This is a genomic window from Streptomyces sp. NPDC052040 (assembly GCF_044548405.1).
GTDB lineage: Bacteria > Actinomycetota > Actinomycetes > Streptomycetales > Streptomycetaceae > Streptomyces.
On sequence record NZ_JBIUBV010000025.1, the window covers coordinates 1 to 15,720 of the forward strand.

The window sequence follows — 15,720 nt, forward strand, 5'->3', positions numbered from 1 at the left end:
TCCACACCGAACCGGAAGGCCCTCACCCGTTCAAGATCCCTCAGCCGAGACCTGGCTCACCCGTCCACAACCTCCCGGGACAGAACAGCTAGGCCGGGCGCGCCCAGGGCCAAGTCGGTTCCCCCGGGCGAAGTAGTGCGGGTGGTCTGGGCCGGGATGCGGGGTACCCGGCGTGGTATCCGAAGGAAGGACTGACATGACGACGTATGTGATCACCGTGCCCGGCACCTTCACCGACGCGATCGGAGCCGGTCAGACGGCCGAGCTGGTGCGCGCACTGCGTCCCGCCGATCCGCACCGCACCCAGATGGGGGACGAGGAGGACCTGGACGTCCTCACCGTCAATGACGACGACACCTTCACCATCCGCCTCACGATCGAGGCGGACAGCGGGCCCCACGCGGAACACGACGCACGCCGCCTCGCGGGCTCCGCTCTGCGTGCCGTGGGGCTGGACGAGGGCAGTGCGCCGCTGGGACCGGCGGTGATCACGGGCATCGATTCGGAGATCTGAGGATCTGAGGTGCTGATGATCTGAGATTCAGAGGATCTGAGGTCGGGACGGTCCTCGGTGTGCAGCGTGAGGCAACCCGAGGTGGCTGCGTCCGCCGTACCGGCAGGAAGGCGTCAGGCCGATTCCTGCCGGTACGGTACGGCTCGGGGCGGCGGTGTCCAGCGGGGCACCGGCCACCGGGGCGGGAATGAAGTCGTAGAGCACCCGGCGGCTGCCGCTTTCCGACCGGCGCGGCGGCCCCCGTCCGCACCCGTTCGGCCGGTATGCCGCGGGAGCGGCGGCGGAGCGCCCGGCGGAAACTGCGGCCGGGGCCGCGTCGGGGGGACGCGCGGGGCGGCCGGAGACCGTACTCTTCGGGGCGTCGGAGCAGTTCGGGGACAACGGGGAGTGTGCGATGACCCGTATGACGGTCGGATTCGTGGGACTCGGTGCGATGGGGCAGGGCATGGCCGCCAGCCTGGTGCGCGCGGGGCACCGGGTGCGGGTCTGGAACCGCTCCCCGCAACCGGTGGCGGCGCTGGCGGAACAGGGGGCCGAGGTGGCCGACGGGCTTCCCGAGGTCTTCGCCGCCGATGTGGTGGTGTCCATGCTGGCCAGCGACGACATCGTCGACCAGCTGCTGCTCGACCCGGCCCTGCTGGCGGGCGCGACGGCCTCCGTGCACATGAACATGGCGACGGTCTCACCGGAACTCACCGACCGCGCGGAGGACCTCCACCGCGAGCACGGCATCGGTTATGTGGCGACCCCGGTCATCGGGCGTCCGCCCGTGGCCGCCGCCGGTGAGCTGAACATCCTGGCCGCGGGCGACCCGGCACTCCTTGAGCGGGTCGAACCGCTGCTCGCGGCGATGGGCCGGCACACCTGGAACTTCGGCGAGCGCCCCCGGGCGGCCCTCATCGCCAAGATCAGCGTCAACTTCCTGCTGGCCTGCGCGATCGAGGCGACCGCGGAGGCATGCACCCTCGCCGATGCCAACGGGGTGCGCCCGGCCGATCTCGTGGAGCTGCTCACCGGCACGCTCTTCCCCGGACCCGTCTACGGCGGCTACGGCCCGATGGTCGCCGAACGCCGTTATGAACCGGCCGGTTTCCGGCTCCCGCTCGGCCTCAAGGACGTCACGCTCGCCCTCTCCACGGGCGCCGCGGCGAACGTCGCGCTGCCCTTCGGGAGCGTGCTGCGCGACACCTTCCTCGATGCCCTCGCCCATGGGGACGCCGACAAGGACTGGGCCGTGATCACGGATGTGTCCCGGCGCCGGGCGGGTCTGCCGACGTAGGCAAGTTTTGCCCCGGGCGGTGATCGATCCGCCGCGTTCCTACGTACCTTCGGGCGTAGCAAGCCGCTCACGCCTGGAGGCACTATGCCCATGTCCCGGAATGTCGCTGGAACCGTCTTCGTGGCCGGTGCACTGGGCCTGACCCTCACCGCCCTGGTGTACCCCGCCATGCTCGGTGTCCAGACCACGTCGAGTTCGCCGGACCGCGTCATCGCCAACACCCGTTTCGGCCCGCTGACCGAGGCGGACCGCGACTTCGTGGTCAAGGTGCGGTCGGCCGGGCTGTGGGAGTACCCGCTGGGCGAGATCGCGCTGGAGAAGGGGTCCACGCCCGAGATGCGGGAGGCGGGCAAGCATCTGATCGTGGGGCACGCCGGGCTCGACGCGCTGTGCCGCAGGATCGCCCCGGAGCTGGGCATCACCCTGCCGAACCAGGCGACTCCGCAGCAGCAGCAGTTCGTGGCGACCTCGTCCGCCGTGTCCGGCAAGGAGTTCGACAGCACCGCCGCGAACATCATGCGGGTCACCCACGGCCAGATCTTCCCGGTCATCGCCAAGGTCCGTGCGACCACCAAGAACACCATGGTGCGCCAGCTCGCCGATCTGGCCAACGACACGGTCCTGGACCACATCACGGTGCTGGAGAAGACCGGCACGGTCAACTTCGACCAGGTCCTCTTCCAGCAGAGCACCCCGCCGAAGCTGCCCAAGGACCAGCTCACCCCGCCGCCGCCCCCGCCGGGTGCGCCGATGGTCGTGCTCACCCCCCGGCCGGACCTGAATGTGCGGACGGCCTCCCCCACACCCAGCCCGGCGATCGGCTGACCAACGGTGCGACGGCCGTCCCCTGCGGCCTCAGCCCGCCCGCGGCGGCTTGCTGTCCGCCGGGCGGTGCCGTACCGGGCGCTCGCGCCCTACCGACCGCCGTGCGGTGCCGCCCGTCCCGGCCGCAGGGACCGGCGGAGCGTCTCGAAGGCGGTGGGGCGGGGGCGGCCGGGCAGGAAGTCGCGGATGCGCAGGGCGCATTGGCGAGGGCCGTACAGACCTGAGTCGACCTCCAGGTCGTGCGGCCCGTGCGCGTGGACGTGGTCGTACTGCATCGCGGCCAGTCCGGGAGTGCGGTCGCCGCGCTCGGTCTCCCTGCGCACCAGTTCGGGCAGCGGGCAGCGGACCGCGACCAGGAGCGTGTCCTCGGGGACGAGCAGATCGAGCAGGTCGAGCAGCCGCCACCGGCGGCTGAGCGGGTAGTCGACAACGATGTTGTTGCCCCCGGCTGCCATGCCCGCGACGGCCCGGTGGAAGCCCTTGCACGTGCGGTCGATCTCCGCCTGGACGTCGTCGTCGGGGAAGTCGCCCGTGCTGCGCATCGCGTGGAAGGCGTCCACCGGCATATGGAACCAGGTGCCGTCGAGCATCGTGAGGAGTTCGCGGGCGATGCTCGACTTGCCGGAACTGGAAGTGCCGTTGAGCAGGACGACCGTACCGCCTGTCGCGGTGTCCGGGATCCGGGCCGCGGTCTCGTCGGCCGGGTGGGAGTTCGTCGTGCCGAGCATGCCGGTGTCCTTCCGTCCGCCGCGGACTCATGATGACCGCACACCTTTTCGATCATCATAGAAGTTCGGCCGCGTCCCCCGGTTGCCGTCGGGGTGCTGCGGGTCTACGGGAGGTGTCTGAGGTCGCGCCAGGCCTGGGGCGGGAGGCCGTAGGCGGCCTTGAAGGCCCGGCTGAAGTGGGACGGGGACTTGAAGCCCCAGCGGTGGGCCAGGTCGGCGATGGTCTCCGTGGTCGGCGGGACGCGGGAGAGTTCGCGGCGGCAGGCGTCGAGGCGCTGGGTGCGCACCCAGTCGCCGAATCCGACGCCGCTCCGGGCCAGCACGGCGTACAGGTGGCGCACCGAGATGTGGTGGGCGGCGGCGACACGGGCGGGAGTGAGGTCCTGGTCGGCCAGATGGGTCCGCAGGTAGGCGAGGATGCGCACCCCCAGCGTCTCGTGCAGAGGCTCCGCGGCGAGCGAGGGCCTGTCCGACTCGGCGGCGATCAGGGCGCGGACCAGTTCCATGCTCGGTGCGGCGAGCAGCCGGGCGGCGGTCCCGTCGAGGAGCCCGCGGGTGGCGGCCAGCCGGGTCAGATACCCCGTCACCAGGTCCGGCACGGCGCCCTCCGCGCCAGGGGTCCGGGCGACCGCCTGGCCCAGCACGTCGTCGGGCAGGGCGAGTTCACGCACCGGGATACGGAAGAAGTGCATGTCCACACCGCGGTCGAAGAGCAGGGTGTAGGGCCGCCGGGTGTCGTAGAAGGCGATGTTCCCCGGGTGCAGTACGGCGCTGCGTCCGTCCTGGATGACGGTGCTCTCCCCCGAGACCTGGAGGCTGATGAAGAGCACCGGCTCGTCGTCCGCCCTGGCCAGCCGGGCGGTGCGGTGCACGGCGGCGGGGTTGGCCCGGACCGAACTCACCTGGAGGGGGCCGATGTCGGTGATCGTGACATCCGCGTGCACCTGCTCCGGCTGCCGGGGCAGGACGAGTTCGACCGGTACGACCTGCTGTCGAATGGTCTGGCGCAGTGCCTCGGCGCGGTCCCCGAGGGGCACGGCCGCCGTCGTCCACGTCGTCGTCATGCTCGTCCTTCCCGCCCTGGTACGGACGGAGACTAATCCGCGGGCGAACGGACGCAAGGCGGGCGAAGGGCTCACGGCCGGATCCGGCACGCAGGGGAAAGGACTCTGCACTGCGGGGCCAGGACGGCCGGTGTTCGCTCCGGCCGCGCCGAGGTGGCTGCATCCGGTGGCTCACGGTGCCGTCGGCCCTGGCCTCCGCGCATACGATCGGGGCGTACGGGGGTTCGGGTGAGGGGGTGCGCATGGCCGCGACGGACGGCTCGGACCTCGTAGGCCGCAGTCGTGAGAGGTCTTTGCTGGGCTCGGCGCTGGACGGAGTGGTGTCCGGGGAAGGCGGCGGGACGGCGATCCTGCTGCGGGCGAAGCCGGTATCGGCAAGACGTCTGGAGCGTCGGCACCTGGCTCGACGGGGACGCCGCCCTGACCGGTCGGACCCGGCGCGGACGGCGCAGGGTGCAGCGCTGCGCGGCTCGCGGCGGCCGGTCTGACCAACAAGGGGATCGGGCTTGCTGAAGCTGTCTCCGCGTACGGTCGCCGACCATCTGTACCGGATATACCCGAAGCTCGGGGTCACCTCCCGGGCGAGGCCGGCCCGGGCTCTGGGCCCGCGGGACCCGCGGAGCGCCCGGACCGAAACGTCGTGGCCGGACCCGCAACACCGCTATTAGGGTGGGCGGGTGAGGGAATTCGGCATACGCGATGACAGAGCCGGCTGGCAGCAGGACCTGGAGCGGCGGCTGGGGACCGCGTATACCGCGGCCGGACTCGGCGCGGAAGCGGCGCGGCGCCTGCTCGACGAGGTGCGGGACAAGGCCGCCGACTGGACCGTGGCGACGATCGTCGACGACGGGACCCCGGTGGGGCATGTCGCCGTCGGGGTGAGCGACGACCACGGCACGCCCGCCGGCCGTATCGGGGACCTCCAGGTGGATCCGTCCCACCGGGGCCGGGGGCACGAGGAGGCCGCCCGCGACTGGGCCGAGTCGTGGTGTGCCGAGCGCGGCGCGCACCGGCTGGATGTCCGACTCACCGAGCCCGCGGGCGAGTTGTTCGCCCACTATCCGGTGCGGGGCCAGCGCAGGGTGCGTCCCGTCGGTTCGCCGGGTGAGCCGCTCGACGGCGTCACCTCACGGCCGATGACCGGGGCCGAGTACCCCGAGTGGCTCGCCTTCGAGAAGGCGTCCTACGCCGAGGGCATCGTCCGGGCCGGGGCCCTGGACGCCGTGGAGGCCGCGCGCAAGGCGGACCGCGACTTCGCGGAGCTGATCCCGGAGGGTCTGGAGACGCCCGAGAACACCTTCCTGGTGCTGGAGGCCGCGGGCGAGCCGATCGGCACCGGCTGGCTGAAGCACGCCCATCTCCCCGGCGTCACCTACGGCTACTCGCTGCACGTCCAGGAGCGGTACCGCGGCAAGGGGTACGGGCGGGCCGCGATGGCGGTCGGTGAGCGGGCCACACTCGCGGGCGGCGACTCGGTGCTGATGTTCACCGTGTGGGGCGGCAACGAGGTGGCGATGAACCTGTACACGAGCGCGGGGTACCGGGTCCTGGACGAGAGCCGCTCCCTCGACCTGCCGGTCCCCGCGCCCTGACGCCGCGCGGCGCCGGGCGACCGGTCGGCGGATCGACCGCCTCGCTCGCCTCGTCCGCGCCGCGCCCCGTGCTCAGCGGGTGAAGCGCGCGACGAAGGCGAGCGCCGTCCCGGCCACCTCCCGCCGGCCGTTGTCGATGGTGAGGGCATGGCCCCGGCCGGGCATCTCATGGATCTCGGTCACCGCGTGCTCGTTGCGCTCCTGCTTCTTGTACGAGGCGTTCGCGATGGCCCAAGGCACGGTGTGGCCTTCTCGCCGGAGATGATCAGCAGGGGGCCGCGCCCGGGCGAGAGGGTGTCCACCGTCACCTCGCTCCAGAGATTGATGTTGGCGACCGCCGCCTGGAAGAGCGGCTCCCTGAGGCGGGCACGGCGAACCGCTCGTAGAGCTCCCGGGCCTCCTCCTCGCTCACCGCGTTGGCGAAGGCGTAGCGGAACTGGTCGTAGCTGAGCGGTACGGCCCGGTGGTAGTTGGCGGGGCTGCCCAGGACCGGGTCAGGTGGCCGGGCGGCCGCCCGGGTGTCGGTCACGCCAGACCCAGAAGACCGTGCACGAGAGGACGCCCCAGCCGGTCAGGACCAGGAAGGGGAAGGCATGCTGGTGTCCGGTGAAGTAGACGGCGGTGTGCTGGGCGTTCACCGAGGCTCCGGGCGGCAGCCAGCGGCCGATGACACCGAGCGGTGACGGCAGCAGCGGCCAGGAGACGGCGCCTCCCGAGGAGGGGTTGCCGAGCACGACCATCAGCCCCCAGGTCGGCAGTACGGCCCAGCGCCCGAAGAGGGTGTGGAACATGGTGAAGACCGTGCCGGACACGAACATCGTCAGTGCCAGGATCAGCCAGGACGCGACGAAGGGCAGTCTCAGGGCGTCCAGGAGCCAGTCCACCACCGCGGCGATGGCGAAGCCGCCGAGCAGGGCGTAGGCGAGGATGAAGGCGGTGCGCTCCAGCGGGTTCAGTGCCCGGGCGTGGACGCTGAGCTGGATGGCTCCCACAAAGCCGATGATCACCGCCGCGATCGAGATGTAGAAGATCGCCAGTCCTCGCGGATCGCCCCTCTGGAGCGGCTTGATGTCGCGCACCACGACCGGCACTCCGGTGGCCCTGCCGACGTGTGCCGCCGACTGTTCGAGGACCTGGGCGACGGTTGCCCCGGACGCGCCGGACACCTCCACGGTGACCCCGTTCCCGGCGGCGGGGACGTCGAGCACGGCGAACACCGTCTGGTCGTCGACGGCGTTGCGCGCCGCCCGGAGGCTGTCGTAGGCGTGCAGTTCCAGGGAGGCCGTGAGTGTCTTCTCCATGGCCGCGACGAAGCGTCGGCCCTGGGTGCCGTCCCAGGCGCCGACGGCCGCGACGGGCACGGTGTGCGGGGTGGGGTTGGCCATGGCGTAGGTGTAGGAACCGGCGAACAGTCCGGCCATCGCCGCGACGATCAGCACCAGGACGGTCGCCGGAAGGAACGGGGACTCCCGAAAGGCGGCCCAGCGAGCCGCTCGGGCGGACGGCCGAGCGGGCATGCCATGGGGCATTTCGGACATGGCGCATAGATTAGATCACTCTGCCGCGCTCTCTCGCGATCCCCGTCCCTGCGGTGCTGCACGGCACCGGTTCGCCGCGGACGGTGTGCCGCGGCGAACCGGTGCCGGTGTCAGCCGTCGATGCGGTGCTGGGTCCAGAACGAGGTCAGGTCCGTGGTGGTGGCCGCCTGCGCGGCCGCCTTGAACTCGGCCGTGGTCGAGACTCCGTACCAGTGCGCCGCCGCATAGGACTTCAGCAGCTGTGTCATGGCGCTGTCGCCGATGACCCGCCGCAGGTCGTGCAGGGCGCATTTGCCGTAGCCGTAGACGACGGTGGAGTACCGGGAGGAGTGGGCGTCCCAGTAGGCCATCGAGTTGGTGATCTTCTCCGCCGAGGAGGCCCAGGAGACGCTGTTCCAGCAGTTGGTGCCGGTCTTGTTCTGGGCCAGGTCGGTGGAGTAGTCGGCGAAGGCCTCGTCCAGCCACGGGCTGTTGTACTCGTCGTCGCCGACGATGCCGTACCACCACTGGTGCCCGATCTCATGGGTGAGCGCGGTGGTGCTGACCAGGTCGAGGACGAAGCCGGGGTATTCCATGCCGCCGAACCAGTAGTTGTTGTCGATCACCGCGTCCAGTTCGCCGTAGGGGTAGGCGCCGAACCGTGACGCATGGGTGTCCACGGCGGACTTGGCGGTGCTGAGCATCGACTGGGCGTCGGCCGAGCTGATGCCGGAGACGGAGTAGATGTTGACGGCCGTGCCGGCGGGCGAGGTGCCGGAGATCTTGGTGAAGGGACCGGCCGCCCAGGCGAAGTCGCGGACCTTGGAGGCGGTGGCGGTGGTGACGGTGCGTCCGCTGGAGCCGGGGGTGTCGGTCGAGGTGCCCGTGGCCGGGACCAGCAGGCTGGTCGGGTGGTCCAGGGTCACCTTGAAGTCGGCGGCCAGGGAGTAGAACGACTCGCCGTTGTTGGTGTACGGGTCCAGGTGCCAGCCCGCCCCGTCCTTGACTGCGAGTACGGGCAGGGCGTTGCCGATGAAGTTGAAGGCGCCGTCGTGGCCGAACCGGTCGGCGCCGCTGGGCACGGTGATTCCGAGGTCGAAGCCGATCGTGGCGCTCTGCCCCTGGGCGAGCGGGGTGGGCAGGGCGATCTCCAGGGCGGTGCAGTTGACGGACAGGGCGCCTGCGGTGCCGCCGGTGACATTGGTGACCGTGATCGGCGGGGCGGAGCAGGTGCCGTGGTAGTTGTCCCACAGCCTCAGATACACCTCGTCGAGCGGGGTGGACGAGGCGTTGGTGAAGGTCGCGCTCTCGTGCCCGGTCCAGCCGGTTCCCGTGGTGTTGCTGCTGAGGCTGACGGTGTACGCGGGCGCGGCCGGGGTGCGGGTGGAGTCGGCGGGCGGGGTGGTGCCGCCGGAGGTGTTGAGGGCGACGTCGTCGAGGACGAAGCTCGTCTGGAGGCTGGAGTCCTCGGTGCCGGTGAAGGCGACGGTCACGGTCTGGCCCGCGAACGCCGAGACGTCGTAGGACTTCTGCACATACCCGGCGTTCTTGTCGAGATTCGAGTACGTCGCCAGGGTGGTGCTGCCGATCTTCGCCGTCAGTTTGTCGTAGGCGGTGGACGAGGTCGTCTCGGCGGTGTCGATGTGCAGCCAGAAGCTGAGCGTCGCCGTACTGCATGCCGCGGGGATGGTCACACTCTGGGTGAGGCTGTCGGTGTGGGTGCTGCCCACGCCGTTCAGCCAGGCGAAGGAGGTGCCGCCGTGGGCGGTCTGCCCAGCCCGGTTGGTGATCACTCCGGAGGTGGACTGACTCCAGGGTGAAGTGCCGCTCTCGAAGCCGCCGTTGGTGACCACCTGGGACGGAGTGCAGGCGGCGGGCGCGGCGGCCGGGGACGGTGCGGCCGCCGCGGGGGTCGCGGGCAGGACGGCCGCGGCCACCGCGACGACGGCGAGTGCGCCCGCCGCGAGGGCCTTGTGGGGGGTGGATCTCACGCGAAGCTCCTTTGCGCCGGGAGGGATTCCGGCGTGCTCGGTGGCCGCCGCGCGGCTTGGGTGCGCCGGTGGGCGGCCGGGGCTGTGCGTATCGCTTGCGCGATCGCTGGGGAGAGTCCCGCCGTCTTCCCGTGGGGTCGGGGCGACGGCTACCCAAGACTGGCAGATTTGACCGGAACATGCCATGAGGCGAACGGAGGGCAAATGGCGCTCAAGCGCCGCGGGCGGCACGGGAGTTGGGAACCTCGTGGCCATACTGACGCGGGTGCACGGCAGCGCGCGTCAGTCGGACCGGGACGGCACACCGGACCGTACGCCGGACCGCACACCGGCCTGCGCGCCGACCACTCCCCCGGTGGGCGCCACGGCGGCGCCGCGACGGCGCCGTGGAAGGGCCTCGCGATGGACGCCGTGGAAGGGCGTCACGCCGTTCCTTCGCCCCCGGGACCCCCGCCCCTCCCCCCGTGCCCGCAGGCAGGCCGCATCAGCAGGTGAGGACCATGCGGAAGCGCGCGGCACCGGACAGCATCGTGCGATAGGCCTCGTCGGCCTGTTCCAGCGGCACGGTCTCGACCATCGGCCGGATCCCGTGCAGGGCGCTGAAGGCCATGGTGTCCTGGACGTCCTGCGAGGTGCCGGAGGGGTGACCGCGGACGACCTTGGCGCCCCCGATCAGCTGGGCGGGGCTGATGCCCAGCGGCTGTGGCGCCGCCCCGATCACCACCAGCTCACCGCGGGGCGACAGCCCGTCCACGGTCGCCGTGATGGCGTCGGAATTGCCCGCCGTGGCCAGCACCGCCTTCGCACCGCCCAGCGCCTGCAAGGCCTCCGCGACGGAGGTGGCCGTGCTGTCGACGTAGTGGTGGGCACCGAGCTGCTTGGCGAGTTCGGCCTTGTCCCCTCCGCGGGCGATCGCCACCGTCTCGAAGCCCATCGCGGCCGCGTACTGCACGCCCAGATGACCGAGCCCGCCGATGCCCAGGACGGCGACCAGGTCGCCCGGCCGGGCGGATGCGTGCCGCAGGCCGTTGTACGTGGTCACTCCGGCGCAGGCCATCGGCCCCGCCGCGCTGGCCGGGAGCGCGTCGGGGATCCGGGCCAGGGCGTCGACCGGTGCGATCACCTTCTCGGCGAAACCGCCGTCGTAGGCCCACCCGGGGACCTTCAGGTTCGGGCACACGATGAAGTCGCCCTGCCGACACGCCAGGCAGTGGCCGCAGCTGCCCCCGAACCAGCCCACCGTCACCCGGTCACCGGCCGCCCAGCCCCGGCCGTCCGCTCCCTCGCCGAGTTCCTCGATCGTTCCGGCGATCTCGTGCCCGGGAACCACCGGGAAGGTGATACCCGGTACGGCGGCGTCCACGAAGAAGGTGTCGCTGTGGCAGACCCCGCACGCCTCCACGGCGATCCGCACCTGGCCGGGACCCGGCCGCGGCACGTCGCGTTCGGCGATCTCCAGGGGGCCACCCGAGGTGGCCGCCTGCGCGACTCGATAGGTACTCATCCGTCTGCCTCGCAAAGGCTCCAGGGTCCGGCTCATCGGATCTGTTTCAATGGCCCCCGACCAGCACATCAGCTCCGGGCCGATCGCGCGCGCCGAGGGGCGTGCGGCACCCGGCGCCATCCGGCGGTGATCGGGCCCCGACGGGGTATCCGGTCGGCGACCGGCCCGCCCCCCCCGCCCTTTCCGGAGGAACCGACGATGACCGATGACGCCTATCTGGTGCTGCTGGACGAGGCCGGGACACCGTTCGGTGTGCCGCCGGCCGCGGTCGGTTCGCTCGCCTGTATGGAGACCCCTGCCGTACAGGCCTGGCTCTCCGCGCACGGCGTTCCGGCGACGTCCCCGGCCTTGCGGGTGCTGCCCCCGGAGGAGACGGCGGCCATCCCGGAGGGGGCGGAGCGGCTGCCGGTCCCCTTGACCGAGGAGGAGCTGAGCCGGGTGCGCCGCCACCACGTCCCGGAGCCGGTGGCCCGGCTGGAGGAGGAACTGCTGGCCTACCGTGACTGCACCGACGGCCGGGACGCGCTGCTCGCCCGGGCGGTGGCGGCGGGTGTGCCCCTGAACCGCATCGTGGAACTGAGCGGTGAGGATCCCGCCGCCGTGGCGGCCGTCGCCGAATGACGGTGTGACGGCCAACTGGGCCGAGCGGTTCGGGAAGCGGCGGTAGGCCAGGGGCGCACAGGGAAGCGGCCCCCGCCGGGGGCGGGAGCCGCCGGGTCATCGGAGGGGGCTCCGATGACGCCTTCTGTCTCCGGCTTCGCCCTGACCGCGCCGCATGAGAGCGAGGACGACATCGAGGTCGTCGCCCTGGTGCGGGTCGTCGGCCATGCGGTTGCGGCGACGGGCACCGCAGCCGGTGCACCGGTGGACGATCATGTAGCCCTTGGCCGAATGGTGCTCAACGGCGGCCGGGCGCATCGGGGCGCGGCAGTCGTTGGCGCGGTCTCCGGGCGAGATGTCCACGTGCAGCGAGTACAGACAGTGCGGGCAGTGGTTGCGGTAGCTTCCGTTGACCAGCGCTACGACCGCTCTGCCGCAGTTCTCGCAGGTGAAGCCGGTGTTTTCGGTTTTTCTGCCGATGGTGCTGCTCCTCAGCGAGTCGAAGGGGGTCTTCAACTCGGAGGCGCAGGGTTCCGTTCGTTCTTTCCCTGCCGGAGCAGGGCCGCAGGCTCGGCCGGGGAGGGACGCGATTCACCGCCACTGAAGGAAGGGCGATTACTTCCGGCTCCAGCTTCACCGAAGCGCCCGAGGGGCTCCGGATCCGGACCACGACCGGGTTTGTGTCTCTGTCCCGGCCACTGTCACGCGGGGTGCACCACGTGCCGCCGGTAGGTGTCGGTCCGGCCTCACTGCCGTCGGCGTCGTCCCCCGTCAGGCAGCATCGGCAGCGTTGTGCTTCATCGTGATCACGCCACCTCCTCGGTCTTCCGGGCCTCCACCGCGTCGGCGGCCGTGGAGGCGGTTCTCCACCAGGTTAGTCCGGCGGCCGCCGTCCGGTCGTTCGGTTTTCCGGCTCGCCGCCCGGCTCCGGCGCGCGCGGAAGGACACCACCGCGGTGCCCAGATCGATGCGGCGGCCGGGGCGGCCGCCGACGTCACCGCTTCCCGTGATCTTTGTGCAGGGCGAGGCGGGTCAGCGCGACCCGGTTGGCGACGCCGAGTTTTCTGAAGATTTTTCGCAGGTGGCTGTCAACGGTGTGCGGCGAGACCGACAGGGCGGCGGCGACGGAATGGTTGGTCATGCCTTGGGTCACCAGATCTGCTACCCGGCGCTCCGCACGTGTCAGCGCACTCCAGTCGGCGGCATCACGGCAGGCGATGTCACGGGGGCGGGTGACGTGCCCCACGCCCACACTGCGCACAAGGGCTTCGGTGCGGCGGGCGGCGCGCACCGCGCCCAAGGCGCTGTAGACGCCCAGGGCTTCCTGCCCGAGCACAGCGGCCGTGTCCCTGCGGCCTGCTGCGTTCTCGGCCTTGGCGGCGTCCTCCAGCGCAGACGCGGCGGCGAGCTTTCGAGGACTGTCCCGGTAGGCCTGAACCGCGGCCCTCAACACATCCGCATCGGACCGCAGCAAGCCCTGCGCATGAAATGCAGCGCCGGCCAGAGAAGGCACCGAGGGGTTCACCCGAGCGAGCCCGGCGACCGCAGCGCACACACGCTCCGCCTCCCGAACAGCTCCTGCCCTCATGAGCATGCGCACCAACTGCGGCCCCACCGAAGGATCATCCGTGAGCAGCAGGAGCCGCCCGGGCAGCGCCTCCGCCGCCTGGGCGGCATTTCGGGCCGCCAGGTCGTAGTCGCCGCATGCGTCGTACACGAGCGCCAGCTCCCACCGGACCTGGTCCTCCATGGCGTTGAGGCCCTGTGACATCAGCTGGCGGACCCGGCGCATGTGCTCTCGCGCCCCGGCCGTGTTGCCGCGGTGTATCTCTATCTGTGCCAGGACTCCGAGCATGCAGATGTTGCGCAGATGAGCGGTGAGGCGCGATGCCCCTTCCAGGCCCATTCGGGCTTGGGCTTCCGCCTGGTCGAGTTTTCCTTCAGCCAGCCGCAGTTTGGCGCGGAAGCAGTGCCACAGGGGAAGGGACCACAGGGCCCCGGCGGCCTCGGCCTCCTGCTGGCCTCGATCAAGACCGGACTCGGCTTCCGCGAACCGGTCCAGGGCCGCAGCGGCTCCGGCCGCCCACAGCCGGGGGTGCCGATGCCGTTCGAGCCCACGAGCCTCACCTCCCAGACCCACGGCCTCCCCCGCTGCTGACAGCGAGTCCCGCAGCCTTCCCTCTGCTCGCGCGACCACGCTCTGCGCGAGGATCGCGAACACCAGGGCAGCGCGGCTGTCACAGGAACGCGCCAGATCGACAGCGGCCTCCGCGGCGCATCGGGCGGAGCCGACATCAGACGCATACAGCAGGCCATGAGCTTCGGCGGCGAGCAGGGAAGCTCTCACCTCGTCCGGCACGCCGCGCGCGGCGAGCGCCCGCCGCACACGGACGACGACGACATCCGCGCGGCCCGTATACATGAGCGCTTCAGCAAGTCCGGCTTCGACCGACGCCTTTGTCGCATCGTCCGTCTCGCAGCGTAAGGCGGACCTTCCCAGCAGCCGGGCTTCGGACAGTCTTCCGGCAAAGGACAACAAGCGCACCGTTTCCGCGAGCAGTTGGGGCCGGTCACTGTTCCCCTCTCCCACCAGGCTCAGCGCGCGGATCAACACATTCGCCGCCGTGTCAGGGGACCGCACAGCGATGTCGTCTGCCGCCTTGCGCAGCACCGCCAACACTTGTCTGTTCACTGACATACTTTCCAATGCCTTCGCGCTGTCCTTCAAAAGTCACCAGTGAGTCCGTCCGGGAATACAAAGAGGACCCCCGTTCTAACACTCGGTCAAACGAACGGTAAAGCCGCTGCCCTCGGACCGGCCACGGCGGAACTCATCTCCGTGGGCGGCAAAGCCGTGGGCGGGCGGGTTCATGGGGTGGCCTGCAAGCGAAGACCGTCCGGGCAGGTGCGGGACGATTGCCCGAGGACCTCGCTTCGCCAGGGTCATGCGCCCGCTTCCGGAACTCCGCAGGGACCGGGACGGCTCGGCGGAAAAGATCACGTGGTCTCGTGATGCACCTCCGGGTGCCGGAGCCCCACTATTGATCCGCGGGTCGCCGCCCTCCCGGTGCGGCAGCGCAGACGGGGCCCAGGAAGGCCGCAGACCGGGCCGGGAACTGTCCGGTGAGAGCAATCGGGTCCGCGGGCCGCCGCATGAGTTCTCGGTCCCTTCCCGCGGTCGGCGGTCCTGCGCGATCCATTCGGCTGTGCGCCAACCCGCAAGAAAGGTTGATGAATTCAGTATGGAAAACCCTTCTCCAGCCCTGTCGGGTACGGGATCCACAGCACTGGTTGTCGCTGCCCTGCGGGCTGTCGAGAGCGCCAGGAACGACGCGCTGTTCACCGACCGCCTTGCGGCCCCGCTCGTTCGTGCCGCGCAGCTGGCCAACCCCCTGCCGACCAGTCTGACCCAGGTCGGCGAGGAGGAGAGGACTCTTCTGGGGCTGGCTGCCGACGGGGTGGCGCTGCGCACCCGATACCTCGACGACTACCTGACGAGCAGCCAGGCCTGCCAGGTCGTCATCGTGGCTGCCGGGCTGGACACAAGGGCGTTCCGGCTCGACGGGTTGTCCGGCTGCACGGTCTTCGAGCTCGACCAGGCTCCCGTACTGGACTTCAAGCAGAAGGCCCTGGGCCGGGCGGGCGCCCGGCCATGCTGTGAGCGGCGGGCGGTGGCCGCCGACCTGCGCGAGGAGTGGGCACCCGAACTCGTCAAGGCCGGGTTCGATCCCTCGCTGCCCTCGGCATGGCTGATGGAGGGCCTGCTGCCATACCTGCCGGCCGCCGCCGAGCACCAGCTCTTCAGCACCGTGCACGCCCTGTCAGCCCCCGGGAGCTCGATCGGCGTGTGGGCAACGGCCGAGGACACGCAGAGTGCATCACCTGCCAATGAGCGCGTGGGTGCCATGTACGCCGCCTACGGCATAGACATCACGGATATCGCAGACAACGAACCGCGGCAGCGCATCACCGAACTTCTTCCGTCGCTCGGCTGGAACGTCACCGAGGGCACCTTGGATGAGTTGTCGGAGCGCTACCGGCGACCACTCTCCAGTTCCCGGCGCATCACCTTTTTCACTGCACGGAACACGTTTTAGGAATCTCGT

15 protein-coding genes and 1 pseudogene are annotated in these 15,720 nt (G+C 70.8%); 7 read left to right on the plus strand and 9 right to left on the minus strand.

Annotated elements, in window-relative coordinates:
* The first annotated feature begins 196 nt into the window (after nucleotides 1–196).
* The 3 genes from ACIHAA_RS30520 (at nucleotide 197) to ACIHAA_RS30530 (ending at nucleotide 2,618) form a co-directional block, all read left to right on the plus strand.
* Nucleotides 197–514, plus strand: coding sequence for a hypothetical protein (locus ACIHAA_RS30520; RefSeq protein ID WP_399822844.1), 318 nt, complete (start codon nucleotides 197–199; stop codon nucleotides 512–514).
* A gap of 394 nt (nucleotides 515–908) precedes the next feature.
* Nucleotides 909–1,793: an NAD(P)-dependent oxidoreductase gene (locus tag ACIHAA_RS30525; protein ID WP_399822845.1), complete on the plus strand. Its 885-nt coding sequence runs from the start codon at nucleotides 909–911 to the stop codon at nucleotides 1,791–1,793.
* Nucleotides 1,794–1,877: 84 nt separating this feature from the next.
* Nucleotides 1,878–2,618: a DUF4142 domain-containing protein gene (locus tag ACIHAA_RS30530; RefSeq protein WP_399822847.1), complete on the plus strand. Its 741-nt coding sequence runs from the start codon at nucleotides 1,878–1,880 to the stop codon at nucleotides 2,616–2,618.
* Between the two features lie 89 nt (nucleotides 2,619–2,707).
* On the opposite strand, the gene ACIHAA_RS30535 is transcribed toward ACIHAA_RS30530, so the two are convergent.
* Together ACIHAA_RS30535 and ACIHAA_RS30540 are read right to left on the minus strand one after the other, a co-directional pair.
* Nucleotides 2,708–3,346 carry a chloramphenicol phosphotransferase CPT family protein gene (locus tag ACIHAA_RS30535; RefSeq protein WP_399822849.1) on the minus strand — a complete coding sequence of 213 codons (639 nt, stop codon included), beginning with the start codon at nucleotides 3,344–3,346 and terminating at the stop codon, nucleotides 2,708–2,710.
* Nucleotides 3,347–3,450: 104 nt separating this feature from the next.
* On the minus strand, nucleotides 3,451–4,410 hold the full coding sequence (locus tag ACIHAA_RS30540) for a helix-turn-helix domain-containing protein (protein WP_399822851.1): 960 nt from the start codon (nucleotides 4,408–4,410) through the stop codon (nucleotides 3,451–3,453).
* A 463-nt stretch (nucleotides 4,411–4,873) separates the two neighbouring features.
* Between ACIHAA_RS30540 and ACIHAA_RS30545 the strand changes: the two are divergent.
* Both ACIHAA_RS30545 and ACIHAA_RS30550 read left to right on the plus strand, forming a co-directional pair.
* Nucleotides 4,874–5,078, plus strand: a pseudogene (locus ACIHAA_RS30545) (response regulator transcription factor); the annotation flags it as partial.
* A 9-nt stretch (nucleotides 5,079–5,087) separates the two neighbouring features.
* Nucleotides 5,088–6,002: a GNAT family N-acetyltransferase gene (locus ACIHAA_RS30550; RefSeq protein WP_399822853.1), complete on the plus strand. Its 915-nt coding sequence runs from the start codon at nucleotides 5,088–5,090 to the stop codon at nucleotides 6,000–6,002.
* Between the two features lie 72 nt (nucleotides 6,003–6,074).
* On the opposite strand, the gene ACIHAA_RS30555 is transcribed toward ACIHAA_RS30550, so the two are convergent.
* From ACIHAA_RS30555 to ACIHAA_RS30575, 5 genes are all read right to left on the minus strand, one after another.
* Nucleotides 6,075–6,242 carry a hypothetical protein gene (locus ACIHAA_RS30555; protein ID WP_399822855.1) on the minus strand — a complete coding sequence of 56 codons (168 nt, stop codon included), beginning with the start codon at nucleotides 6,240–6,242 and terminating at the stop codon, nucleotides 6,075–6,077.
* 254 nt (nucleotides 6,243–6,496) lie between these two features.
* On the minus strand, nucleotides 6,497–7,531 hold the full coding sequence (locus ACIHAA_RS30560) for an ABC transporter permease (protein WP_399822973.1): 1,035 nt from the start codon (nucleotides 7,529–7,531) through the stop codon (nucleotides 6,497–6,499).
* Nucleotides 7,532–7,650: 119 nt separating this feature from the next.
* Complete coding sequence (locus ACIHAA_RS30565) at nucleotides 7,651–9,510, minus strand: M1 family aminopeptidase (RefSeq protein WP_399822857.1); 1,860 nt, start codon at nucleotides 9,508–9,510, stop codon at nucleotides 7,651–7,653.
* A gap of 282 nt (nucleotides 9,511–9,792) precedes the next feature.
* Entirely contained in the window at nucleotides 9,793–9,936 is a 144-nt protein-coding gene (locus tag ACIHAA_RS30570; protein WP_399822859.1) for a hypothetical protein, read from the minus strand.
* Between the two features lie 58 nt (nucleotides 9,937–9,994).
* On the minus strand, nucleotides 9,995–11,014 hold the full coding sequence (locus ACIHAA_RS30575) for an alcohol dehydrogenase (protein ID WP_399822861.1): 1,020 nt from the start codon (nucleotides 11,012–11,014) through the stop codon (nucleotides 9,995–9,997).
* A gap of 198 nt (nucleotides 11,015–11,212) precedes the next feature.
* Between ACIHAA_RS30575 and ACIHAA_RS30580 the strand changes: the two genes are divergently transcribed.
* Nucleotides 11,213–11,635, plus strand: coding sequence for a DUF6003 family protein (locus ACIHAA_RS30580; RefSeq protein WP_399822863.1), 423 nt, complete (start codon nucleotides 11,213–11,215; stop codon nucleotides 11,633–11,635).
* Nucleotides 11,636–11,731: 96 nt separating this feature from the next.
* On the opposite strand, the gene ACIHAA_RS30585 is transcribed toward ACIHAA_RS30580, so the two are convergent.
* Together ACIHAA_RS30585 and ACIHAA_RS30590 are read right to left on the minus strand one after the other, a co-directional pair.
* Complete coding sequence (locus tag ACIHAA_RS30585) at nucleotides 11,732–12,130, minus strand: RNHCP domain-containing protein (protein WP_399822864.1); 399 nt, start codon at nucleotides 12,128–12,130, stop codon at nucleotides 11,732–11,734.
* A gap of 478 nt (nucleotides 12,131–12,608) precedes the next feature.
* Nucleotides 12,609–14,306, minus strand: a complete 1,698-nt coding sequence (locus ACIHAA_RS30590) for a LuxR C-terminal-related transcriptional regulator (protein ID WP_399822866.1) — start codon at nucleotides 14,304–14,306, stop codon at nucleotides 12,609–12,611.
* A gap of 550 nt (nucleotides 14,307–14,856) precedes the next feature.
* Between ACIHAA_RS30590 and ACIHAA_RS30595 the strand changes: the two genes are divergently transcribed.
* Nucleotides 14,857–15,711, plus strand: a complete 855-nt coding sequence (locus ACIHAA_RS30595) for an SAM-dependent methyltransferase (RefSeq protein ID WP_399822868.1) — start codon at nucleotides 14,857–14,859, stop codon at nucleotides 15,709–15,711.
* The last annotated feature ends 9 nt before the right edge of the window (nucleotides 15,712–15,720 follow it).

Bases quoted from the DNA above. Each gene is read 5' to 3' on its own strand.
- ACIHAA_RS30595 (WP_399822868.1), top strand. From the start codon at position 14,857: ATGGAAAACCCTTCTCCAGCCCTGTCGGGTACGGGATCCACAGCACTG.
- ACIHAA_RS30530 (WP_399822847.1), top strand. From the start codon at position 1,878: ATGCCCATGTCCCGGAATGTCGCTGGAACCGTCTTCGTGGCCGGTGCA.
- ACIHAA_RS30560 (WP_399822973.1), bottom strand. From the start codon at position 7,531: ATGCCCCATGGCATGCCCGCTCGGCCGTCCGCCCGAGCGGCTCGCTGG.
- ACIHAA_RS30540 (WP_399822851.1), bottom strand. From the start codon at position 4,410: ATGACGACGACGTGGACGACGGCGGCCGTGCCCCTCGGGGACCGCGCC.
- ACIHAA_RS30525 (WP_399822845.1), top strand. From the start codon at position 909: ATGACCCGTATGACGGTCGGATTCGTGGGACTCGGTGCGATGGGGCAG.
- ACIHAA_RS30575 (WP_399822861.1), bottom strand. From the start codon at position 11,014: ATGAGTACCTATCGAGTCGCGCAGGCGGCCACCTCGGGTGGCCCCCTG.
- ACIHAA_RS30535 (WP_399822849.1), bottom strand. From the start codon at position 3,346: ATGCTCGGCACGACGAACTCCCACCCGGCCGACGAGACCGCGGCCCGG.
- ACIHAA_RS30520 (WP_399822844.1), top strand. From the start codon at position 197: ATGACGACGTATGTGATCACCGTGCCCGGCACCTTCACCGACGCGATC.
- ACIHAA_RS30580 (WP_399822863.1), top strand. From the start codon at position 11,213: ATGACCGATGACGCCTATCTGGTGCTGCTGGACGAGGCCGGGACACCG.